Genomic DNA, 21672 nt, shown 5'->3' on the forward strand with positions numbered 1-21672 from the left:
CAGGCGTCGTTCAGTTAGGCAGGTCCTTCGGGTGCGCGGGATCGTCGGGATCGGGTCCGACGGACGCCGGATGGGTGGCGTTCCAGCTGGCGAGGAAGTCCAGCTGTTCTTGGGCGTGGCTGCCTGGTTCGGCCGTGTAAGCGATCAGGGTCAGGCCCTCGCCGGGGAGCTCGAGTGCGTCGCAAGTGAGTTCGATGTCGCCGACAAGCGGGTTGCTCATTGCCTTGCGTGCCATGCGGTAGGGGCGGACGCTGTTTCGGGCCCAGCGAACTGCGAAGTCCGAGCTTCCCGTGGCAAGGTCGCCGATGAGGCTGCTGAGGGCTCGGTCGTGGGGGCTGCGTCCCGCTTCGATGCGGAGGGCAGTGGCGAGATCTTCGGCGATTGCATCCCAATCAATGAAGAAATCCCGCGACCGGTGGTCGAGGAAAACGAATCGGGCGAGATTAAGAGGCAAGCCACTGGGTCGGAGGATGTCCGTGTACAGGGCGAAGCAGAGGCTGTTCGCGGCGACGACGTCCATCCGGGCGTTACGGAGGTAGGCAGGTGCGCCTGTGATTCCAGCTAGGATCCGCTCGACACTCGGGCGCACTTCTGCCCGTGCCCGACGTGCCCCTGCCGCCCGCGGCCTTGCGGCGGTCTTGACCAAGTAGAACAAATGGGCACGTTCAGCCTCGTCGAGCCGAAGGATTCGGGCGATCGCTTCAAGAACGGATTCGGAAACCCCGCTCAGGTTTCCACGTTCAAGGCGGGCGTAGTAGTCACGGCTGACGCCAACAAGCATGGCGACTTCCTCACGTTTGAGTCCGGAGACCCTCCTGGAGCCTCCGCATGGGGAGATCCCGGCGTCGGCTGGTGTGATGCGAGACCGCCTGCTCATAAGGAACTCGCGGACGCTTTTGCTGTTGTCCATGGCTTCTACGCTAAGACGCCAGAACCGGCTCTAACAGGAACTGCCAGTACACCGCACGCCAGGTACTCCCACACGCACGCAGTAGCTGGTCTTCTTAAGTGTGTTCAGAATTCCTTCCTGAAAGGACACGGTATCGGTGACCATCATCAAACCTCCTCCAGTGGCCGTCGCCCCGCCGCGCGCATCTCTGGCTGTTGCCATGCTGGGGTTCTTCGTCGTCGCCCTGGACGCCCAGATCGTCAACGTTGCCCTGCCGGAGATCCGGAATGACCTCGGAGGCGGCTTTTCTGGCCTGCAGTGGATAGTCACCGGCTATACCTTGATGTTTTCGGCCTTGCAGCTGTTCGCAGGAAGCTTTTCCGACGGGGTCGGAGCCCGCCGCGCCTACGGCATTGGCATGATCCTGTTCAGCGTGGCTTCTGTGGCGTGCGGGTTCAGCCCCAGCCTCCCGGCACTCATCGCCGGCCGCGTGCTGCAGGGCATCGGGGCGGCAATGATTACCCCTACTTCCCTCGCGCTCATCCGTGAGGCGTACCACGATCCTGCGCGTCGCGGCAGGGCCATTGTGTACTGGGGCTTGGGCGGTTCGGTCGCCGCTGCTGCCGGGCCCGTGCTTGGAGGAGTCCTCACGCAGATCGACTGGAGACTGATCTTCTTTGTCAATCTTCCGGTCGGCGTCGCAGCTCTCGTCCTGCTCTCCCGCGTTGCTCCCTCACCGCGGCGCCCGCGGCCCTTCGATTTGTTCGGGCAGACCACGGCCGTACTGGCCCTTGCAAGCTTGACCTACGGCATCATCGAGGGCGCGGAACTGGGCTACGGAAGCCCCGCGATCCTCTCCATGTTCGCGGTGTGCGTCATATCGGCGGCAGTCTTCGTGGTGGCGCAAGCCCGGGGCCGGCACCCGATGATCCCGCTTGACCTGTTCCGCTCTCGCACAGTTTCCACCGCGCTGCTCATTGCCGGCGTCACTATGGCCGCGTTCTACGGCGTCGTCTTCCTCCAAAGCCTCTATTTCCAGCAGCAACGCGGAGTCACCGCGCTGGGGACCGGACTTCTCTTCTTGCCTATGAGCGGACTAGTTGCCCTCCTCGTTCCCCTTGCAGCACGGCTCGTGAACCGTTTCGGACGCATTGCAGTGATCGTGGCGGGCCAACTAGTCATGGCCCTGGGCCTGGCTGGACTTTGCTTGCTCCCCACGGATTCTCCGACCCTTCTCGTCGCGCTCCTCATGGTCCCGGTCGGCGTTGGCGGTTCCTTCACGGTTCCCCCGATCATTGCCCTCATCATGGACCATGTGCCGGCAGAACGGGCGGGGACCGCCAGCGGAGTCATCAACACCGCACGCCAGGTTGGCGGCGCGCTCGGCGTCGCCGTCTTCGGTGCCGTACTGGCCGGGCAAAACTTCATGGACGGTCTCCGCGCCGGGCTCGGCGCCACCGCCGTCCTTCTCTTGTTGCTCGTCGTCGCGTCCTTGCCGCTACGGCACGCTAAGCAGGCACGGTATTAACGAACGCGCCTGAGGATCGGAGGGCGCAGTCGGGACAGCAGCAAAGACCATGAACTAACCAGACCGAAACTGCTAAAGGAAGACACGATGAAACTTATACCCCCTACCCCCACGGCCAAGGCCCCGCAGGAGAGGTTCAAGGGAGATGTCTACCTCAACTCCCTTCACAGCGGCGAGGCGCCCTCGCGTCTCGTGGCGGCGCTGGTCCGCTTTACCCCTGGCGCCCGTACGAACTGGCATTCCCATCCCCTTGGCCAGACCCTGCACTGCACCGACGGCATCGGTTTCGTTGCTACACGGGACGGCAGCGTGATCCTTATGCGCGCAGGAGACACGGTCCACACGCCGCCCGGCGAGGAACACTGGCACGGCGCCACCCAGGACAACATGATGTGCCACCTTGCTTTGGTGGAGCGCGACAACGGGGAGAGCGCCACGTGGCTTGAACCCGTCAGCGAGCAGGACTACGAAGCCGCGAACGCCCAAGCCAGCCGATAACCGCGTCGGCTGATTCCGACATTCCGTCTCCGTGGCTTGCCAGCCACGGAGACGGAGGCTCCGTTGAGGTCAAGACGCCTCGTCATCATCTATGAGGCTGCGGTTTCGGCTGCGCAAATACCTCGCCACGAGGGGCGCCATCATGAGTGCAGCGACGAGGCGAAGAATCTGCATGGTAAGCACCAGGCCCACGTCGGCGCCTGAGCCCATCGCCACGGCTACGACAACCGGGATCCCGCCGGGGCTCGTCGCGAGGTAGCCGTCCAAGTCTGAGATCCCGACACTTCTGGCGAAAACGATCCCGGCGAACGCACACCCGACGACACCGATCACCAGTTGAATCAGAGCGAGCGGCATAAGGGTGGCGAGGCGTCGCAGGGATGAACGCGTCAGCGAAAGGCCTACCGCGAGACCGATAAGCCCGTAGGCGAAATTGAGCACTGACGGGGGAACTGTTGAACTGGGCATCAACTGAGTCAGCGAGAGGACGACGGCAACAGCCATTGGCAGGATCAGGCTCGATGCGCTGAACCGGAGATATCGTGCCATGATCAGTCCCGCCGAGACGGCGAGGGCGGTAAACCCCAAGCCCGACCAGTCGCCCATGGACGCTGCTGCCACTTGACCCGGGCTGCCCGCCCCAAGCAGCACAGACACAAACGGCACCGAGAGCACCACGACGACGACACGCAGGTACTGGATCGATAGCACGATCCCCTCGTCCGCGTCCATCTCCTTTGCAACGGCGCTCACGCCTGAAGCCCCGCCTGCGATCGAGGCCAGCATGGCGGTCGGACCATCTACATGACGTGAAAAACGAAGAACTTGGCCAGCCGCCAAGGTGATTGCAATAGTGCCCGCCACACCGGCCAGCATAACCAGCGGCCTCTGAACGACTTCGGCCACAACAGCACGATCGACCATCGCCCCGGCGCCAACGCCGACCAAGGCGAGGGAGAGTTTGCGTAGGCCGCGCGGAAACGGCCTTGGTGTTCGCAGGCCGACGGCCGCAAACACACCTGTGATGAGACCCGCGAAAAGGGGCGGAGAAGGCGCCTGAACAATGCTGAGGATCCAACCTAGCAAAACGATCGATGCCGCGGTTGCCAGCCAATAGAGGACATCGCTCGACCGGCGGCGGGCGTCGCCCGTCATCTGCCACTCCTAACCGGCGATGGGCCAGCGACCGAGGTCGAGAGCACGATCCTCCAAGTTTCCTTGGACCGCGACGCCTGGGACGAGTCTTCCCACTGCCTACTGGCGTGCACCCGGTATATGTTTGCCATCATCACTCCGTTCGTATTTACGAACCACTGTTCATGATTGCGATCATATCATCGTCACGCCAAAAGCCAGGCGATGTTCGTCCCCGGATTGGAGGCTGCGGCCGAACGCGGCCGACCATTCGCGAGAGCCAGGAGCCCCGCCGCACCACTTGAGATCTAGAGGGAATCGGCGATCCGCGCCGCCTCCAGCAAAATCTCAAGCGTGCCGTCCGGATTGGTGAGCGGCGCCTCGTGGGTGCCCTCCAAGGTCCGGTACCAAAACTTTTCATCCCGAACACTGCGATCCCGCGCCCTTTCCAGGACGAAGGGCTCCGCTCTCGTCGGTAGGCATTCGACGAACATTCCCGGATGGGACCAGGCGCGCTCAGTGGAGCCCACTGGATCCCGGTACGTCTTAATCGGCTGCGGGGTCAGCTTGGAATTCACCCAAGCAATGATGTCCGGGTCTGTTATCCCGTAATAAGACGCGTCGGACACGGGAACCGTCCAGCCATGACCGTGGTTGCGAGCGTTTTCTTCAATCGCTGCAGCCCGCTGGGGACCAACTAGATCAAAAACGCTTTCGCCCGCAAGAGGGATGAGTGCATCCACGTAGACCATGAACCTCACACGATCGGCGATCTTCTCCATCGCCGCGCTTGCCACGACACCCCCGTAGCTGTGCGCTACCAAGATCGAGTCGGTCAGGTCTTCATACTCGAATGTCGCGACCAGATCCTGAACATGGGTATCCAGCCCGATCGAGGGATCGAGGAGGTGCGAACGGTCGCCCAGACCTGTCAAGGTCGGCGTCAGGACGTCGAACCCCCGCCGTCGAAGGCGGCTCGCGACCGGCCCCCAGCACCACCCGCCATGCCGGCCTCCATGGAGGAGAACGAAGGGTCTGGAATTCGAAGCAACGCTCTCAAGCACGCAATCCTCCTGATGGATCAAACGTTACGCCTTCCCTCATCAAGGGAGACGGAATTACTCGCGTTCTGTGACTTGCACCACAGCGGTAGAGAGTATACTCTGGGAAGGTCAGTCAAGCCAATGGCCTGGCAGCCTTCGCGATTTTCAGGAAGGAAACAGACAGGATCGGCCACCGCCGAAACCCGCTGCAGGCCATCCCCCGCTGCCACTGCGTTGTTATCGGATCGCCCGCCTCGGCGGAAGGTCTGAACGGTACATCGGCAAATCCCGATACAGGCCCCTTCGCTTCCTAAGTGAATGAGAGCGTTCGCTGATGCGCCACTGAAGACGCACTGAGTCTGCTCAACCACCGACCTTCAATGGAGAAGACATGTCCGATCACCTTGGGGTGGACCAACTTAGCTCATCCGAAACCACAGCAACGCCCAAAGCCCGTCAGGGTAGAGGGCGGGTGCTGTTCGCCAGCTTCATCGGGACGGTTATTGAGTTTTACGATTTCGGTATCTATGGAACCGCCGCGGCGCTCGTGTTTCCGCAGGTGTTCTTTCCGGCGCTGGGTCCGGCCGCTGGCACTGTGGCCTCTTTCGCGACCTTTGGCGTAGCTTTTGCTGCACGACCGCTTGGAAGCATCATCTTTGGTCACTTCGGAGACATCCTCGGCCGTAAGCGCAGCCTGGTGGCAACGATGCTGATGATGGGAATCTCGACATTCCTTGTAGGTCTCCTGCCCACGGCATCGCAGATAGGGGTAGTGGCGCCGCTCCTTCTCACCGCGCTGAGGATTTTCCAGGGTATTGCCGCCGGCGGTGAGTATGCGGGAGCAGTCCTCTTTGTTTCCGAGCATTCTCCTAAGGCGTCGAGGGGTTTGTGGTCCGCAGCGCCCAACCTGGGCGGCAGCGGGGCCATCATCTTGACGAACCTCACCTTCCTGCTGACCAGCCTCACGATGAGCCCGCAGGCGTTTGTGGCCTGGGGCTGGAGAATCCCGTTCCTCACCAGCGCAGTCTTGGTTCTTCTCGGCCTGTGGGTGCGTCTTAGAGTCAGCGAAACCCCGGTCTTTATCTCGCAACAGGCCCGCGGCACACGGTCCCGCGCGCCGTTCCTTGAAGCCTTCCGTGTGCAGAGCCGCCAAATCTTCCTCGCCATAGGATCCATGATTTGCCTTATGGCCCTCGTCTACGTCGGCGGACCCTATCTGACCTCATATGGGTCGAAGACCTTGGGCATGGATCAAACATTCGTCCTTGCGATTGCGACGGTCGGAGGACTCATGACCGGGGTCGGAATCCTCATCGGCAGCGCGTGGTCCGATCGCATCGGGCGTCGAAAGGTGATGATCGTGGGGGCCGCAGTAGGTACAGCATGGACTCTCGCACTGTTCCCCATTCTCGACACAAAAACAACATTGGCCTTCGCGATCGGTATGCCTCTGACCTCCCTCATCGCAGGGGTCGTTACCGGCCCTGTCGGAGCCTTCTTGTCGGAGCTCTTCCACACGCGTTACCGCTACACGGCTGCAGGGATCTCGTACAGCGTCGCCGCAATGATTGGCGGCGCGCTTCCGCCCATTATTGCTCCGATCGTCATTGAACGCTGGGGCAGCCTCGCCTTTGGCTTCTTGCTGGCATTTGTCTGCCTGCTCAGCTTGCTTTGCATAGTTGCGCTCAAAGAAACGCGAAATTATGAGCTTGACCGCGTAGACACCGACGTAAAGAACTGACAGACACTCTCAACATCTACACATGTCAACGCGACTGTTCCCGCGGATCTAGATGGCACAGCCCGTGCCGGGATAGCAATGGACGGGAACTCGTCCCAACCCACTTGGAAGAGAGAAATGCTAAAACATACCCAGATTTTCGTGAACGGACAGTGGATTGACTCCACCGCGACGGATTCAATTGACGTCGTCAATCCCGTCACTGAGGAAGTAATCGCCACCGTTCCTCGCGGAACAGCGGTCGACGTCGACCATGCCGCAAGCGCAGCTGCCGACGCCTTTCAGGAGTGGTCGCGTTCCTCCATCGAAGAGCGAGCTCATGTCCTGCGCAAACTCGCGGATCTGATCGAGGAGCGAGCCGAGGACATCACGCGGACGATCGTCTCCGAGATTGGCCAGCCGCTAGCGCAGACAGGCAATGCCCAGACCGCCACTCCGATTGCAGATCTCAGAAACTACGCGGACTCGCTCCGGGACATCGTGTGGAGAGAACCCATCAGGTCTTCAACCTCGGTGGTGCACAGACTTCCTGCAGGGGTGGTCGGAGCCATCGGCGCTTGGAACGGTCCCCTCAGGTCGGTAGTTCTCAAGGCCGGCGCAGCTATCGCGGCTGGCTGCACCGTCGTCGTGAAGGGCAGCGAAGTCGCCCCGCTCACGTCCTTCGTTCTTGCCGACCTCGTAACGGAGGCGGGACTTCCGCCTGGAGTGTTCAACCTCGTCGCTGGGGATGGGCCTGAGGTTGGCGAGGCTATTGCCTCCCATCCGCTGGTGGACATGGTGTCCCTGACCGGATCCGTGCGTGCAGGTCAACGCGTCATGGAGCTGGCGAGTCGTTCGATCAAGCGAGTGGCGCTTGAACTCGGCGGCAAATCGGCCAGCGTGGTGTTGGAGGATGCAGACCTGGAGCACGCGATCACGCTGGGCCTCGAAGACGCTTTCCGCAACTCAGGCCAGGTTTGCGGGTCTCTCTCCCGGGTTCTGGTTCCGAAATCGAGGTTACGCGAAGCAGAAGAACTCGCAGTTGCCAAGGCTGAGAGCTATGTATTGGGCGACCCTTACGACCCGGCAACAACGCTCGGCCCCGTCGCAAATGCGAACCAGCGCGACCGCGTGCGTTCCCACATCCAGCGTGGACTCGACGACGGCACCCGGTTGCTCACGGGAGGTCCGGAAAAACCTGAACTGCTGGAGCGTGGATTCTTCGTCAAGCCGACGCTCTTTACTGGCGACAATCAATCGCGAATCGCCAGGGACGAGGTCTTCGGACCCGTCGTAGTCTTCATTCCGTATTCCAATGAAGACGAGGCAATCAGCATCGCCAATGATTCCAGCTACGGTCTTGCCGGCGCCGTCTGGGCGGCAGACCCGGCTCGTGCCCGTGAGGTGGCGGGACGGATTCGAACCGGAAGAGTACGCATCAACGGAACTCCCATCGACATGCGGGCTCCCCACGGAGGCTTCAAGCTCTCGGGCATCGGCCGGGAGATGGGAAGACATGGGATCGAAGAGTTCCTTGAGTACCAGTCAGTGCATGGGTGACAACCGGCGCAAGCAAGGTCGGTGCGCATTTTCGGCGCATCTCCACCCCACCAAAAGCAATCACCAGCCCAACAAGGACACGTAGTCGAGGTATTACAAAATGGAAAATGAATTGAAGCTGGGCTTTATCGGCCTGGGAGCCATGGGCAAAGGCATGGCACACAACCTGCTCTCTACAGGTCATGAGCTCCTGGTTCACGATGTCCGGAAAGAGGCGGCAAACGAGCTTATTGAGCGCGGGGCCCGATGGGCAGATTCGGTTGGGGAGATTGGTCGCGAGGCGAGCGTGATTTTCACCTCATTGCCGGGCCCTCGCGAGATGGAGGCCGTCGGTCTCGGCGAAGGTGGGCTCTTGGCTTCAATGCGGCAAGGCTCTGTGTGGTTCGATATGTCGACGAATTCGCCCGCGACACTGCACAAGGTCTTCGAGGCCTGCCGCGCCGTCGGCGTTTCTTTCCTCGATGCGCCAGTGAGTGGCGGACCCGCCGGAGCGAGCAGCGGCAAGCTCGCGATCTATGTCGGCGGTGACTCCACGACATTCGAACAGCACCTTCATCTCCTGAAAGCTCTAGGAGACGAGGTGATGTACATGGGAGATATCGGCACCGGAACAAGCACCAAACTGGCCCATAATGCTGCCAGCGCAGCGATCCGCATCGTCACAGCAGAAGTGTTTTCCATGGCAGTCAAATCGGGTGTGGAGCCGTCCGCGCTCTGGAAGGCACTCCGGAACGGGGCCATCGGCCGAACGCGGACCTTCGATCGGATGGAAAAGTACCTGAACGGAAACTATGATCCGCCCACTTTCACGGTCACGCTTGTCAACAAGGACATTGGTTTGGCGCTTGAACTTGCCAATTCGATGAATGTGCCCATGAGATGCATCGAAGCCGCATACAAGGACTATCAAGAGGCCTTGGACAGAGGGTGGGGTGCACGAGACTCACGATCCCCAATGTCCCTGCAGAATGAACGTGCCGGCGTCGAAATCAGCGTGCCCCAGGAAGTGATCCAAGAGGTTCTTACTCTCGATCCGTAAAGCCAACGTCGATCCTCAATTTGAGACTAGATACCAGATCGCAAAAACATGACGAATACATTGGAGAATCACGTGAACGAACGGGATACCGGACGTCAAATCCTCACCGACTTGATGGGAGCCGCCTATCTGGACCAAAGGGACGAGCAGCGAAATGCCTTTAATGCTCCCCTCCAGGACTATTCCGATGAGGTTTGCTTCGGTCGAGTATGGGGACGTGACGGGATCGACAAGAAGCTCAGGAGCATCTTGAACCTTGCCATCCTGACGGCCCTGAATCGTCCCGCGCAACTCAAGCACCACCTGCAGGGTGCGCTCAACAACGGGTGCACTCCCGAGGAAATCCAGGAGATCCTCCTCCACACCGCAGTATATTGCGGGCTCCCGGCGGCCGGCGAAGCCTTCAAAGTGGCAGAAAGGGTACTCCGCGAGCGAGGACTCATTCCCGTCGAATCCTCGGAGTCCACCGGCCCGGGAGCACGGGTCAACGCCTCCTGAGCGGATTCATGAGGGCCCCGGTGAGTTTTGTCATAAACTCACCGGGGCCCTCGTCGACAATGCCGATTATCAACATCCGAAGTGAACGAGTCTTTTGGACGCGTCAGACCTTTTTCAAAGATTCGCCAGACTCCTCAGGCTGATCACCTTCCGCAACTGCAGCCCTCCGCTTCACGAGGAACTCCCGGTGCCCTTCCATGGCCTCAATCACGCCCTGCGCGTTGCGCTGCTCAAAGTATGGCATTAGACGGAAATGGTCTTTGTATCCGGTGGTGCTGTCAACGAGTCCGACTGCAGCGTAAGGCTCCCGAGCATCCCACAGGTAGTTCAGGAAGTGGAGCAATCGCGTCGAGCCCGTGCGCTCGAAAGCTACAAAGTGAAACTGCCGGTTCAATTCCAAGTATCGCAGACGGTCTTCGGGCGCAGTCTTCTTGCCCATCTCGGCCAACAGTGCGCGCATTTTAGAGATGTCGTCTTCAGTCAGCTTCGGGACAGCCATGAGATAAGCCTCGCGCTCAAGGATCCGACGCCAGTGATAGATGTCCTCAAGATCACCTTGGGTGAGATTAGTCGTAAAGTATCCGTTGGCCCGCAAATGATCGACATATCCCCGGGCTGCCAGCGACGCAAGCGCTTCCCGCACGGGTATGTGGGAAATGCCCAGAGCTTTCGCAATAGTTCGAGGTGATAGGCGAGAGCCAGGCGCATATTCTCCTTGTGCGATCGCGGTCTGGATCCGCCTGCTCGCATAGGCCACGAGGGTCTCGGGCGGTCCCTCGCCGTTGTTGGCCGTATACACATTTGCTCCCGTTGCCGTATGCCGGCGATCTGCCCTTCGACCCCACGGGCCGCGTCCAACTCTATTTTCCCACAATATACTCTTCCGACGGGAGCGCCCTGCAGCGCGGATGAGGTTCTTGGAGCGCGGTTAGGTCAGTGGTCCTGGGAGGAGTTCCTGGCCTCGGACTCCACAGACTGGTCAGCAGCACCCGTCTTACCGGCGGCACGCTGGTCTGAGCTCCAGCTGGCCAAGAAATCGAGCTTTTCTTGGTCACGGCTTCCTGGCTCGGCGGTATAAACGACAATCGTCAGGTCTTCTCCGGGCAGTTCGAGGGAATCCCCAGTAAGTTCGATCTCCCCGACAGCCGGGTTCCTCAAAACCTTCCGTGCGGTGCGATGGAATCGCACGTCGTGTCTAGCCCAGCGCGTTGCGAAGTCTTGGCTCCCTGTTATGAGCTCACCCACGAGGGACTTCAGTGCGGAGTCGGTTGGGCTCTTCCCGGATCTCACTCGCAGCGAAGATGCGAGGTCATCGGCAATGGAATCCCATTTGACGAAGAAGTCATGCGATCTCGGATCGAGAAACACAAAGCGAGCCAGATTGACGGGTAATGTCTCGGGTTCAAGGACGCCTGCATAGAGCGCGAAGCAGAGGCTGTTCGCAGCAACGATGTCCATCCGTGCGTTGCGGACATAGGCTGGAGTGCCAGACATCCCGCGTAGCACCCCTTCAATGCTCGGGCGCAGCTCTGTGCGAGGCTTTCGGGTACGCGCCGGTCGTGATGCGGCCATCGCCGCCCGGGCTAGGTTAAACAAATGGGTTCGTTCAGCTTCATCGAGCTGCAGCGCAGAGGCTAGAGATTCCAGGACCGGCTCGGACACACCGCGGAGATTGCCCCGTTCGAGCCGGGCATAGTATTCGGTACTCATCCCCGCGAGCATCGCCACCTCCTCCCGCTTCAGCCCCGCTACTCGGCGAGTGCCTGCAAACGTAGGGAGCCCGGCCTTGGCGGGGGTAATTCGCGCCCGCCGGGTCGTCAAAAACTCACGGACATCGTTGCTGTAGTTCATAGAACCGACGGTACGTCAGTCCCACCTCGCGTGGGAGTCACTGCCAGTACACTTTTCGCCAGTCCGGTTTGTGAGCGACGACGCCCGGACCGGCCCTAACAGGAACTGCCAGTACACCGCACAACAGTTCCTCCCACGCGCACGCACGGACTGGTTGACTTGAGTCTGTTCAGTTTCCCTGCACGTAAGGACCCATGTCTGTCATGAAGAGCGTCACCCTTAACAACGGCGTCGAAATGCCGATCCTCGGCTTCGGCGTCTTCCAGATCCCCGACGAGGAAACCCAGGCCGCCGTCGAGGCCGCCCTCGACGCCGGTTACCGCCACCTGGACACCGCCGCCTCCTACCTGAACGAGGCCGCCGTCGGCGCCGCGATCAAGGCGAGCGGCATCGCCCGCGACGAACTATTCATCACCACGAAGCTCTGGATCCAGCACGCCCCGGCAGGCAGCGTCCAGGAAGACACGAAGCGCGCCTTCGACAACTCGCTGAACCGGCTCGGACTGGACTACCTCGACCTGTACCTGATCCACCAGCCGCTCGGGGACTACTACAGCGAATGGCGCGCCATGCAGGAACTCCACAAGGACGGCCTCGCCCGCGCAATCGGTGTCTCGAACTTCCACCCCGATCGGCTAGTGGACCTCATCGACCACAACGAGATCGTCCCGGCAGTCAACCAGATCGAGACCCACCCCTTCCACCAGCGCGCCGCCGACCAGGCAATGATGCGCGAACGCGGCGTCCAGATCGAATCCTGGGGACCATTCGCCGAAGGCCGCAACGAACTCTTCACCAATCCGGTCCTCAGTGCCATCGCCGAAGCGCACGGCAAGTCCGTCGCCCAGGTGGTACTCCGTTGGCTCATCCAGCGCGAAGTGGTCGTCATCCCCAAGTCGGTCCGGCCGGAACGGATGGCCCAGAACCTCGACGTCTTCGACTTCACCCTCACGGACGAGCAGATGAACCAGATCGGAACCCTGGACACCGGCGCCAGCCTCTTCTTCGACCACCGCGACCCGGCCATGGTCAGCTGGCTGGGCGGACGCAGGATCAACTAACCCGTCCTTCCTTGCGTTCCCGCGGCCGCCCCGGCCGCGGGAACGCGAGGAACCGATCCGGGAGACCATGACCCCCCAAAGAGAAACGCAGCCTGCCCAGACCACGCCCGTGCCCGGCGGCAATGGCGCGCGGGTTCTGCTCGCTTACTTCTCACGCGCCGGGGAGAACTACCACGACGGCGGACGCGTTCACCTTGACGTCGGGAACACCGAAGTGCTGGCCGGCATGATCAGCACACTCATCGCCTGCGACGTACACCTCATCGACCCGGCCGAGCCGTATTCCGTGAACTACGACGCCACCGTCGCGCGCAACGTCCAGGAACAGAACGAGAACGCCCGCCCGGCCATCTCAGGCCCACTGCCCTCCATCGAGCAGTACGACACGGTGCTGCTAGCCAGCGGCATCTGGAACGTCCGAGCACCGATGATCATGACCACGTTCGCCGAGAGCCACGACTTCGCCGGCAAAACCGTCCACCGGTCACCACCCATGCAATGAGCGGGCTCGGAACCACAAAAAGGGACTACGCCCAATCCTGCCGTGGCGCGATCATCGGTGAAGGACTCGCCGTCCGGGGCGAGCGCGTCCGGGACTCAGGACCGGACATCGAATCCTGGCTACGACGCAACGGACTCCTCCAGCGCTGAACACCTCCGGCAGCGTGAGCCCCTAGGGCAAATGGAGTCCCATGGGCAAGGCACCAACGAACTCGATATACATTTCAGTTTGCGCGAGTGCTGACTGAAGTCGAGTGGCGGAAAGATTTGTCCAGCCCCCGCCCCACGAGAGAGATGACGCGAGCCCCCATGTGGTGGCCTGTGGCGTGGATTTCAGTGCTTGGGCGACCTCGCCGGCACGACGGAGCACATGATCTCTGATTCGTGTCCTGCGCGCACCGAGATCGAAGAAGCGATAACCGTGTCCCGGTGCGGTCTCGCCGTCGTCGTGCTGCGCCAGTCGGTCCAGCGAAAGGAGGTACTCCCCCACTGGATTTTCCCCGCCCGGGCCACCACGGCCTATCCCAGGGTTCAGGTGTGGCAGGACATGGTCGCCGCTCAGGAGCAGCCCCTCGTCGGGCAGCGAAAAGCAGACATGACCGCGGGTGTGCCCGGGAGTGTGCAGAACACGAACGGTCCGGCCGGGAATCGGCAGCACCTCACCGTCATCGAGCGGGCGGATGCGAGCCGGAATCGGGCTGGCCCCCGCAGTTGCGCTTCCCGTGTGCAGTCGCTTGCGCTCGTTCTCAGGGACCCCCCAACGCAGCCCCAATACCTCCAGGTCATCGGAATAGCGGGCATTGGACGCACCGCTGATCAGATCTTCCTCATCGTCGATGTGGAGTTGGAGAGCGAGATCGTTCCGGTCCATCAACCATGCAGCGAGGCCAAGGTGGTCACGATGCAGGTGGGTGACTGCGACCGAACGAATATCACCAAGATCGGCCCCAATCGACGACAGATTCATTTTCAGACGATCGCGGTTGGACGGTGTATCCGCGCCTGGATCTATGACATGAAATCCGTTAGTGGAGTCCTCGATGACGTAGCACAGCGTGTAGGGGACGCCTGGCAGGAACGGGATGGCGAACGACCAGATGCCGGGTCGGAACTCCTCGGGATCCGGAATCCCTCCGTTGAGGTGCTGGGCGTACTGCTTGGCGCTTGCCGGTCGCACCCCACCGGACGAGATGGGATCCTGCCGCGCGGCATTAGATCGCGGCATGCTCGGCTATGACGGGAGTCTCGGCGTTTGCTTTGATCGTGCTCGTATCGATGACGAAGCGGTATCGCACATCTCCCCGGCTGAGACGGTCATAGGCGTCATCAATCGAATTCGCATCGATGACCTCGACCTGAGCCCCGATCCCTTTCGCTGCACAGAAGTCGATCATCTCTTGGGTCTCGGCTATGCCTCCGATGGAGGACCCGGCAATGGAGCGACGGTTGATGAGCAGGGAGTGGGGCACGATGCTGAGCGGTTCAACAGGCACGCCGAGATTCACGAAAGTTCCATCGACGTCCAAGAGACGGAGGTATGCATCGAGGTCAAGTTTGGCGGGCACAGTTGAGATGATGAGGTCGAGCGAGCCTTCCAGGCCATCAAATGCGTTCGGCTCGGTCGTGGTTCGGAATTCGTCGGCGCCCAGACGGAGCGCGTCCTCTCTCGCAGCGGGATTCAAATTGAAGACGATCGTGTGGGCGCCAAGCGCAGACGAGATCTGCGTGCCGATGTGGCCCAGACCCCCGAAGCCAACAATTCCGACCCGTTTCCCGGGGCCCGCGCCCCAATGGCGCAATGGCGAATAGAGGGTGATTCCCCCGCACATGAGCGGCGCGGCCTGCTCAAGCGGGATGTTCCCGGGAATCTTTACGGCGAAGGCCTGATCGACGACGATACTTTCGCTGTATCCGCCAAATGTGCGACGCCCCTCGCGGTCGATCATGTTGTAGGCGAGAACGTGTCCACTGCGGCAATACTGTTCAAGGCCTGCCCGGCAGTAGTCACACGTCCTGCATGAGTCCACCATGCAGCCGATTCCGGCCCGGTCGCCGATCGCAAATTTCGTCACGGCAGACCCCACGGCTGTGACAATGCCGGCTATCTCGTGCCCGGGCACGATCGGGTACATGGTGTGCCCCCAGTCGGCACGTGCATGATGCACATCCGAGTGGCAGATCCCGGCATAAGCAATCTCAATGAAAATGTCCTCAGGACCGAGCTCGCGCCGGTCAATGAGCATTGTCTCAAAAGTGTCCTTCGGCCCGCGCATAGCACGAGCTGCAACCTTGGTCAACGTCCCCTCCTTTGGGTACGACAAATCTGTCCAGGTCCGTTCGGGCCCGGCTTGCGTGTTTAGGTTTCTATCGGTCGATGCCTGAAAGCGTGCAGGCGAAGCGAACTCGCTAGAGTGCCTCGCGGGCTTTTGTAGACCGGTTTCTCCACGAGTCCACGTGTTCAAGCAGCACCCGGCCAAGTTCTTCTGCCCTTGGTTTCATTTCGGAGGTCGGGCCGACGAGCGTGACTTCGGCGACCACTTGTCCGGATTGATTGTGCACGGTCGTTGCAATGGCGTATCGCGCTCCGCCCCTGAGAGTGTTCTGGGCGAGTCGTGTCTTCCTGATGTCGTCGAATTCGGCCAGAAATTGTTCAACAAGGTTCGCCTCCTCCGGTGTGCAGCGTCGAAAGTAGGCGTTGCGCTCAGTGTCAGAAAGCGACGCCAAGATGGCTTTGCCGCCTGCCGTGTCAAGAAGAGTGCGTCGAATGTTACTGCGGGCCCCGAATCCGCCCAGGGTTTCCGACCCTGCTTCGGAGACATAGATCAGGTGGTCACCAGCCTTGACCCCAAGGAAGGTGGTGGCTCCCGTCGCCTCGTGCAGCGCAGCAACGTCGGTGTCAGTCACTAGTCCCGCGCGTATGTGGCCAGTGGCGAGGGTGAGTCCATACACCGCTGGGCCCAGGTAGAACCGGTGGTTGTCCTCGTGCAGCCATCCAGCTGCCAAGAGTCCTCGAATGAACCCGTGCACCGAACTCTTCGGGGCGTCCAAGACTCGAGCGAGTTCGGCGAAACTCATCCCGGGGTTGTAGACGACCTCTTCTACAATCCGCGTCACCCTGTCGATGGTCCGGTGGTTTTGCGGTGCGCGGTCGGAGTCCTGCGTTGGAATATTGGTCACGACAGCCATCTAACCTCATCCTGCCCATGAGTGCGATTCATCTGCCCACGAACTCAGGCTGGCGCTTTGCGACCGATGCTGCAACGCCCTCGCCGAAGTCCGCTGTACCCAGGAGGTGCGACTGGGCCGTCGCTTCCACATCCAGCGCTGCACGCACGTCTGCGACGAGTTGACGACGCATAGTGGCCCGAATGGCGAGCAATGAAAGCGGAGCGGACTCAGCGATCTCCACAGCCAGACCTACGGCCGCTTCCCTCGGGTCGGACTCGACCAGACGGTCGCAAAGACCGATCTCAAACGCTTCAGCGCCCCGAATCGAACGGCCGGTGTAGAGCAGGTCGAGAGCCCGTTGGCGTCCGACGACGGCGGGCAGCGTTACGGAGAGACCGAATCCGTGATGGAAACCCAGCCTGGCGAAGTTCGCAGTGAAGCGGCTGTCGCCTGTGGCGACCCGGAAATCTGCGGCCAACGCCAGTCCCAGTCCCCCACCGACTGCCGCTCCCTGGATAGCAGCGACGATCGGTTTGCGCGCAGTGAAAATTGCGAACGCCTGCCGATAGACGCTTCGGAGCCCATTCGCATCCACGCCACGGAGGTCCGCACCGGCGCAGAAGTGCTTGCCCTCCGAACACAGGACAATGGCGCGGACGTCGGGGGCTGCATCCAGTTCGATGACAGCAGATGCGAGTTCCGCGAGCATGGCCTCATCGAAGAAGTTGCTTGGCGGCCGGTGCATCTCGACAATTGCGATGCCCCCCTCGACCTGGGCGGACACGAGTTCGCTCATATTCCTGCTCCCCCTGTCGAAACAACCTCGGCCCGCCCTTCCGCCACCAAAGTCGCACGGTCGATCTTGCCCGCGTGGTTCAGCGGCAGCGGTTCAGTACGGATGTTCCACCGACTGGGTACAGCGAAGGAAGCCAGCCTTCCATGGAGGCCCGCGCGCAACTCGTCTGCTGTAGTGTCCGGCGCTACCACGATCGCCATTACTTCCTCGCCAAGGTCCGGATGAGGAACACCGAACACAACTGACTCGGAGACCATCGGAAGCTGAGCAAGCACCGCCTCAACGGCGGAAGGTGCGATGTTTTCGCCTCCACGGATGATCATGTCCTTCGAGCGGCCGGTGATCCAGAGGTATCCGTCATCGTCAAGATGACCGAGGTCTCCCGTGTGCAGCCAACCCTCGCTGTCAATAGGAGACTCGTCTTCTCCGATGTAGCCGCTCATCTGAGTGGGGCTGCGAACGAGGATCTCCCCCGCATCGAATTCAGCGGCCGTAGCAATGGTGATCTCCACGCAGGGAAGTGGCTTTCCGGTCGTCCCAGGTCTGTCGGTGGTGTCTTTGCCTGAAGCGGCAACCGCTTGACCGCCGTTCTCGGTCAACCCATATCCAGTGGCAATGCGCGGTTCCACACCGGGGAGGCCGGTCCGGATGCGCTCAAGGAACTCGGCATGCACGGGGGCTCCGCCCACAGTGAGTGAACGCAACGATCGCAGGTTCCTCGTCTGGACATCGGGGTGCTCGAGCAGTCTGGACACCATGGTCGGGACTGCGCTCCATCGCCGGATCTTCCATTCTTCGATGAGGCGAAGGGCTTCCTCCGGGTCGAAGCGTCCACTGGGCATAACCAAGGTGTCGCCCACCGTGATCGCTCGGAGGAGGGTCTGCACTCCACCGATGTGGAACATCGGGCCCGTGTGCAGCGCGGCTTCTCCCGTCTCCTCACCGATCTGTTGTGGCAGTCGCTTGGTGATGTGCAGGAGCATATGAAGGCCGGCCAGCAAGGAGCGGTGAGACAGCACCACTGCCTTCGGCCGGCGTTCGGTTCCGGAGGTGAAGATGATGACCGCAGGCTCGTTCTCGTCACCGTTGACTTCCTCAGTCTCGACTTCGGAGGAGCCATCGGCCGGCGCAGTCCATGAACCGGTTTCCCAGCCCGACGGGATGCGCTTTGAGTTTCTTTCGTCCGCCAAAACGAGTGATGGTGCAATTCGGTCCAAGGCATCTTCGAGCTCATTCGGGCTCCACCAGGCGTTGGCAAGGACGGGAACAGCACCGGCCGCGACGCTTGCCCAGAAGTTCGTGATCCATTCGGGACTGTTCCACCCGAGGATCATGACCCTGTCGCCGGCGCGAATACCCAGCCTCCGCAAGTTGGTTGCCTGTGCCGCTATCGCGCTCCGGAGGTCCGAGAAGCTGACGACTCTTTCACCTTGCACGATGTGAGGGCGGTGACCCCAACGGTTGGCAAAAGCGAGAAGCGAGCCCAGGCGCTGCGGACGGTTCGTGTACATGCGGAAGGGCACCCCTTCCATGTCGACGACGCTGACATCTGCGCCCCACTCATCAATAGCTGTTGACATCAGGCTTCCCCTTCCAGGGGAAGGAGCTCTGCTTCGGTGCGCTTGGGAAGGCTGACGACGGCGGAGCCCGGCATGACGTTCTGTCCGCGCTGGTTTTCGGCCCAGGTTTCAATGCGAACTACGTGGTCGCCGGAGTCGTCGATCGACTTCTCGATCACGCGTCCGCCGAGCCGAACGACGTCGGACAGGTAGACGTGAGAACGGTACTGACCGTGGATCGCCTTGAGGAACCCGGCGTCGCCCATCCAGTTCGTCAGTGAGTGGATCTGCCAGCAGGTCCGCTGGATTCCGACATCGTAGGCCATCTGTGCGCCCTGTAGCCGCGCGGCGTAGTCGCTGTAATGCACCGAGTAAACCGGCTCCAGGGCACCGGTGTTGGGATCCCGGTAAGCCCAGCTCGGATGCTTGCGGTACCGGCGGAGCGCGACACCATGGGCGGACAAGCGGGGAATCGGTGCCGCTCCGGCGGCTATGAAGGCGATCTCGTCCGTGAGGCCGATCGGTCCCTTGGTGATAACGTCGAGCTCATCGCCGACGTTGATGTCATCCCAATACCGCGGCTCAGCACCCCGGGGAGATTCGGCCAGGATCTGGTCCTCGATGCCAGCCAGTTCTTCGTCGGTCCAGGGGTGCGGGAGCTCGATCGCGCGGGACTCTCGCCGTTCCTGCATCTCGCCCCGCTCGAACCTCATCCGCGAGCAGATGAAAGTCGCAACGAGCTCGTCGTTCTGGTTCCTGTATTCCTGTCGCAGGTAATCCTTAATGCGTCGTCCGCCGAAAGAGCTATCCGTGGGACCATCGAAGCCGTCGAAGACGACCTTGGCAGTGATTCGGTCCCCGACCCGGATAGGACGATGGAAGTTGATGTTGGTCTCGGCGTGGAATCCGCCCAGACCGCGCCATCCGACCTGGATCGATCCGAGGCAGCAGAAGATGAAGCTCGGCGGTGCAATCAATCCTGCATGGGGACTCGCGGCTGCATAGTCTTCGTCGGTCCACAGGGGATTGTCATCGCCGATGCCCTCTGCGAAGCGGAGGATGGCCAAGCGTGTGGCGTACTCATTGTTTACGGAGGCCGCCGTACGAAGCTCGGTGCCGATGAGTGCCCGCATTTCTTCAAGCATTTCATCAGTAAAGGTGGCGCAGACTAGTTCCGCGCCGATCTCGGCCTTTTCGGTGGTGTGGCTTGACGTCATTGTCTCCTCATTCGGATATGCGAACTACAATTCGTAGTTGCGAATTTACTAGGATTTCTTGCTTGGGTCAACAGCTTGGCTCAACTTCCCAGTTCGGCAACCACGGACTTGGTCTCGAGGTAGCTTTCAAGCCCTTCGGGCCCGTTCTCGCGCCCCCAACCGGACTGGCGATATCCGCCGGCTGGCATGTAGACGCCCCCCGCGCGGTGAATGTTGATACCGACACGGCCTGCACGAAGCCGGCGGGCAATGGAGTGCCCCGCCGCGCCGTCCCTGGTCCACACGCTCGAGGCCAGCCCGTAGGGAGTGTCATTAGCCAGTTCGATGGCGGTTTCAACATCGTTGAACGGCATGACTCCGAGTACGGGGCCGAAAATTTCTTCCCGCATGAGAGCCATGGACTGGTCTACATCGACGACGACGGTCGGTTCGAAGAAGAATCCGCGGTCGCCGATTCGAGAACCGCCGCTCACCACACGACCACCGGCGTCGAGGCCCCCCTCTACGTAAGCGGTCACACGGTCGAGTTGCTTCTGCGAGATGAGTGGACCTAGATCGACGCCCGGGTCCATCCCATAACCCACCTTGAGCGAGCGGCCGATCTCCGCCACTCCTTGCACAACCTCATCGAAGACCGCCTCGTGCACGAATAGTCGGGTTCCTGCGGCACACACCTGCCCGGTGTTCCAGAAAACGGCGCCGGCAACGCCGGGGATCGCTTTCGAGAGATCCGCATCCGGCATGACGATTACGGGGGACTTTCCGCCCAACTCGAGTGAGAGCTTCTTCATGTTGGCCGTCCCCGCGTGGACAATAGACCGTCCCACCTCAGTCGAACCAGTGAAGCTAACCGTGTCCACTCCGGGGTGCTCGGCCAAGGCTGCGCCGATTGTCTCTCCGAAGCCCGTAACGACGTTGACAACCCCGTTGGGAACACCGGCTTCTTGGAGAATCCGTCCGAGCCACAGGGCCGTCAAGGGCGTTTCCTTGGCTGGCTTCAGGACGCAGGAGCATCCTGCGGCGAGAGCGGGGGCAAGTTTCTTCGCGGCCGAGATGAGTGGTGCATTCCATGGCACGATAAGGGCGGCAACGCCGACAGGCTCACGCAACGTGTACCCCTGGACGCGACGTCCGCCCGGACCAAGGTCAATTGTCCGGCCGTGGATCTTGTCCGCCCAGCCCGCGTAGTACCTGAACTGCGCGGACGCCTCAAGAACCATGGTCCGGGCCTGGCTGACGGGGATACCCATGTTGCGGCTCTCCAACTCGGCCAAGCGGTCGGCCTGCGCGCGCATGAGATCCGCGGCCCGCCAGAGAACTTCACCTCGCTCCTGGCCCGTCAGGCCCAGCCAACGCTCTTCTGCAAAGGCCCGACGGGCTGCGGCCACGGCCGCATCGACATCCGACCTTTCGGCCCGGGCAACCTCCGCGATCACCTCACCCGTACCGGGATCCAGAGCGGGAAACGTCTCCCCTGAGGCCGAAGCCACCCATTGTCCGTCGATAAGGAGTCCAGTGTGGCCGGTCTTGGTTTCGAATTCGCTTATCAGCATTTCCGGGGCAATCATGATGTCCTCTCTTGACCGCGCAGGCGGTCGATCGTGCAAATT

Annotated in this window: 21 protein-coding genes; 9 read left to right on the top strand and 12 right to left on the bottom strand. The window is 61.3% G+C overall.

Annotated elements, in window-relative coordinates; translation table 11 throughout:
- Nucleotides 1-10: 10 nt before the first annotated feature.
- On the bottom strand, nt 11-910 hold the full coding sequence (locus AC3ANQ_RS13220; RefSeq protein WP_488301473.1) for a helix-turn-helix transcriptional regulator: 900 nt from the start codon (nt 908-910) through the stop codon (nt 11-13).
- Between the two features lie 136 nt (nt 911-1046).
- On the opposite strand from AC3ANQ_RS13220, the gene AC3ANQ_RS13225 reads away from it, so the two are divergent.
- Together AC3ANQ_RS13225 and AC3ANQ_RS13230 are read left to right on the top strand one after the other, a co-directional pair.
- A complete protein-coding gene (locus AC3ANQ_RS13225) occupies nt 1047-2417 on the top strand; it encodes an MFS transporter (protein ID WP_488301474.1) in 1371 nt (456 codons plus the stop codon).
- 87 nt (nt 2418-2504) lie between these two features.
- Complete coding sequence (locus AC3ANQ_RS13230; protein WP_488301475.1) at nt 2505-2915, top strand: (R)-mandelonitrile lyase; 411 nt, start codon at nt 2505-2507, stop codon at nt 2913-2915.
- Nucleotides 2916-2984: 69 nt separating this feature from the next.
- Here AC3ANQ_RS13230 and AC3ANQ_RS13235 read toward each other — a convergent pair whose 3' ends face one another.
- Together AC3ANQ_RS13235 and AC3ANQ_RS13240 are read right to left on the bottom strand one after the other, a co-directional pair.
- Nucleotides 2985-4070: an AbrB family transcriptional regulator gene (locus AC3ANQ_RS13235; protein WP_488301476.1), complete on the bottom strand. Its 1086-nt coding sequence runs from the start codon at nt 4068-4070 to the stop codon at nt 2985-2987.
- A 287-nt stretch (nt 4071-4357) separates the two neighbouring features.
- Nucleotides 4358-5113, bottom strand: a complete 756-nt coding sequence (locus tag AC3ANQ_RS13240) for an alpha/beta fold hydrolase (protein WP_488301477.1) — start codon at nt 5111-5113, stop codon at nt 4358-4360.
- A gap of 370 nt (nt 5114-5483) precedes the next feature.
- Here AC3ANQ_RS13240 and AC3ANQ_RS13245 point away from each other — a divergent pair, with 370 nt between their 5' ends.
- The 4 genes from AC3ANQ_RS13245 to AC3ANQ_RS13260 all read left to right on the top strand — a co-directional run bounded on the left by AC3ANQ_RS13245 (nt 5484) and on the right by AC3ANQ_RS13260 (nt 9909).
- The gene (locus AC3ANQ_RS13245; protein ID WP_488301478.1) at nt 5484-6833 is read left to right on the top strand and encodes an MFS transporter; all 1350 of its coding nucleotides are present in this window, start codon (nt 5484-5486) and stop codon (nt 6831-6833) included.
- A 117-nt stretch (nt 6834-6950) separates the two neighbouring features.
- Nucleotides 6951-8372, top strand: coding sequence for an aldehyde dehydrogenase family protein (locus AC3ANQ_RS13250; protein ID WP_488301479.1), 1422 nt, complete (start codon nt 6951-6953; stop codon nt 8370-8372).
- A gap of 100 nt (nt 8373-8472) precedes the next feature.
- On the top strand, nt 8473-9411 hold the full coding sequence (locus AC3ANQ_RS13255) for an NAD(P)-dependent oxidoreductase (protein ID WP_488301480.1): 939 nt from the start codon (nt 8473-8475) through the stop codon (nt 9409-9411).
- Between the two features lie 72 nt (nt 9412-9483).
- Nucleotides 9484-9909: a carboxymuconolactone decarboxylase family protein gene (locus AC3ANQ_RS13260; protein ID WP_488301481.1), complete on the top strand. Its 426-nt coding sequence runs from the start codon at nt 9484-9486 to the stop codon at nt 9907-9909.
- A 103-nt stretch (nt 9910-10012) separates the two neighbouring features.
- Here AC3ANQ_RS13260 and AC3ANQ_RS13265 read toward each other — a convergent pair whose 3' ends face one another.
- Nucleotides 10013-10708 (bottom strand): GntR family transcriptional regulator, encoded by a 696-nt coding sequence (locus tag AC3ANQ_RS13265; protein WP_488301482.1) that lies wholly within the window; start codon nt 10706-10708, stop codon nt 10013-10015.
- Between the two features lie 134 nt (nt 10709-10842).
- Nucleotides 10843-11760, bottom strand: coding sequence for a helix-turn-helix transcriptional regulator (locus AC3ANQ_RS13270; RefSeq protein WP_488301483.1), 918 nt, complete (start codon nt 11758-11760; stop codon nt 10843-10845).
- A gap of 203 nt (nt 11761-11963) precedes the next feature.
- On the opposite strand from AC3ANQ_RS13270, the gene AC3ANQ_RS13275 reads away from it, so the two are divergent.
- The 3 genes from AC3ANQ_RS13275 to AC3ANQ_RS13285 all read left to right on the top strand — a co-directional run bounded on the left by AC3ANQ_RS13275 (nt 11964) and on the right by AC3ANQ_RS13285 (nt 13472).
- Nucleotides 11964-12821 carry an aldo/keto reductase gene (locus AC3ANQ_RS13275; RefSeq protein WP_488305324.1) on the top strand — a complete coding sequence of 286 codons (858 nt, stop codon included), beginning with the start codon at nt 11964-11966 and terminating at the stop codon, nt 12819-12821.
- Nucleotides 12822-12888: 67 nt separating this feature from the next.
- Nucleotides 12889-13323, top strand: a complete 435-nt coding sequence (locus tag AC3ANQ_RS13280) for a flavodoxin (RefSeq protein ID WP_488301484.1) — start codon at nt 12889-12891, stop codon at nt 13321-13323.
- Nucleotides 13320-13472 (top strand): hypothetical protein, encoded by a 153-nt coding sequence (locus AC3ANQ_RS13285; protein WP_488301485.1) that lies wholly within the window; start codon nt 13320-13322, stop codon nt 13470-13472. Before AC3ANQ_RS13280 ends, AC3ANQ_RS13285 begins: the two co-directional genes overlap by 4 nt.
- 22 nt (nt 13473-13494) lie before the next feature.
- Here AC3ANQ_RS13285 and AC3ANQ_RS13290 read toward each other — a convergent pair whose 3' ends face one another.
- From AC3ANQ_RS13290 to AC3ANQ_RS13320, 7 genes are all read right to left on the bottom strand, one after another.
- A complete protein-coding gene (locus tag AC3ANQ_RS13290) occupies nt 13495-14547 on the bottom strand; it encodes an MBL fold metallo-hydrolase (RefSeq protein WP_488301486.1) in 1053 nt (350 codons plus the stop codon).
- Nucleotides 14534-15619 (bottom strand): NAD(P)-dependent alcohol dehydrogenase, encoded by a 1086-nt coding sequence (locus tag AC3ANQ_RS13295; protein WP_488301487.1) that lies wholly within the window; start codon nt 15617-15619, stop codon nt 14534-14536. The genes AC3ANQ_RS13290 and AC3ANQ_RS13295 overlap by 14 nt, the downstream gene beginning before the upstream one ends.
- Nucleotides 15620-15728: 109 nt before the next feature.
- On the bottom strand, nt 15729-16499 hold the full coding sequence (locus AC3ANQ_RS13300; protein WP_488301488.1) for an IclR family transcriptional regulator: 771 nt from the start codon (nt 16497-16499) through the stop codon (nt 15729-15731).
- Nucleotides 16500-16536: 37 nt separating this feature from the next.
- Complete coding sequence (locus AC3ANQ_RS13305) at nt 16537-17286, bottom strand: enoyl-CoA hydratase/isomerase family protein (RefSeq protein ID WP_488301489.1); 750 nt, start codon at nt 17284-17286, stop codon at nt 16537-16539.
- On the bottom strand, nt 17283-18866 hold the full coding sequence (locus tag AC3ANQ_RS13310) for a class I adenylate-forming enzyme family protein (RefSeq protein ID WP_488301490.1): 1584 nt from the start codon (nt 18864-18866) through the stop codon (nt 17283-17285). The genes AC3ANQ_RS13305 and AC3ANQ_RS13310 overlap by 4 nt, the downstream gene beginning before the upstream one ends.
- Entirely contained in the window at nt 18866-20062 is a 1197-nt protein-coding gene (locus tag AC3ANQ_RS13315) for an FAS1-like dehydratase domain-containing protein (RefSeq protein WP_488301491.1), read from the bottom strand. Before AC3ANQ_RS13315 ends, AC3ANQ_RS13310 begins: the two co-directional genes overlap by 1 nt.
- A gap of 80 nt (nt 20063-20142) precedes the next feature.
- Nucleotides 20143-21630 (bottom strand): aldehyde dehydrogenase family protein, encoded by a 1488-nt coding sequence (locus AC3ANQ_RS13320; protein ID WP_488301492.1) that lies wholly within the window; start codon nt 21628-21630, stop codon nt 20143-20145.
- Nucleotides 21631-21672: the final 42 nt, after the last annotated feature.

The sequence above is a fragment of the Arthrobacter sp. DMZ02-1R genome (assembly GCF_057747935.1).

Excerpts from the sequence above, each read along its gene's own strand:
- AC3ANQ_RS13220 (WP_488301473.1), bottom strand. The coding sequence starts at position 910 with ATGGACAACAGCAAAAGCGTCCGCGAGTTCCTTATGAGCAGGCGGTCT.
- AC3ANQ_RS13230 (WP_488301475.1), top strand. The coding sequence starts at position 2,505 with ATGAAACTTATACCCCCTACCCCCACGGCCAAGGCCCCGCAGGAGAGG.
- AC3ANQ_RS13235 (WP_488301476.1), bottom strand. The coding sequence starts at position 4,070 with ATGACGGGCGACGCCCGCCGCCGGTCGAGCGATGTCCTCTATTGGCTG.
- AC3ANQ_RS13245 (WP_488301478.1), top strand. The coding sequence starts at position 5,484 with ATGTCCGATCACCTTGGGGTGGACCAACTTAGCTCATCCGAAACCACA.
- AC3ANQ_RS13250 (WP_488301479.1), top strand. The coding sequence starts at position 6,951 with ATGCTAAAACATACCCAGATTTTCGTGAACGGACAGTGGATTGACTCC.
- AC3ANQ_RS13255 (WP_488301480.1), top strand. The coding sequence starts at position 8,473 with ATGGAAAATGAATTGAAGCTGGGCTTTATCGGCCTGGGAGCCATGGGC.
- AC3ANQ_RS13270 (WP_488301483.1), bottom strand. The coding sequence starts at position 11,760 with ATGAACTACAGCAACGATGTCCGTGAGTTTTTGACGACCCGGCGGGCG.
- AC3ANQ_RS13275 (WP_488305324.1), top strand. The coding sequence starts at position 11,964 with ATGAAGAGCGTCACCCTTAACAACGGCGTCGAAATGCCGATCCTCGGC.
- AC3ANQ_RS13280 (WP_488301484.1), top strand. The coding sequence starts at position 12,889 with ATGACCCCCCAAAGAGAAACGCAGCCTGCCCAGACCACGCCCGTGCCC.
- AC3ANQ_RS13285 (WP_488301485.1), top strand. The coding sequence starts at position 13,320 with ATGAGCGGGCTCGGAACCACAAAAAGGGACTACGCCCAATCCTGCCGT.
- AC3ANQ_RS13290 (WP_488301486.1), bottom strand. The coding sequence starts at position 14,547 with ATGCCGCGATCTAATGCCGCGCGGCAGGATCCCATCTCGTCCGGTGGG.
- AC3ANQ_RS13305 (WP_488301489.1), bottom strand. The coding sequence starts at position 17,286 with ATGAGCGAACTCGTGTCCGCCCAGGTCGAGGGGGGCATCGCAATTGTC.
- AC3ANQ_RS13310 (WP_488301490.1), bottom strand. The coding sequence starts at position 18,866 with ATGTCAACAGCTATTGATGAGTGGGGCGCAGATGTCAGCGTCGTCGAC.
- AC3ANQ_RS13315 (WP_488301491.1), bottom strand. The coding sequence starts at position 20,062 with ATGACGTCAAGCCACACCACCGAAAAGGCCGAGATCGGCGCGGAACTA.
- AC3ANQ_RS13320 (WP_488301492.1), bottom strand. The coding sequence starts at position 21,630 with ATGATTGCCCCGGAAATGCTGATAAGCGAATTCGAAACCAAGACCGGC.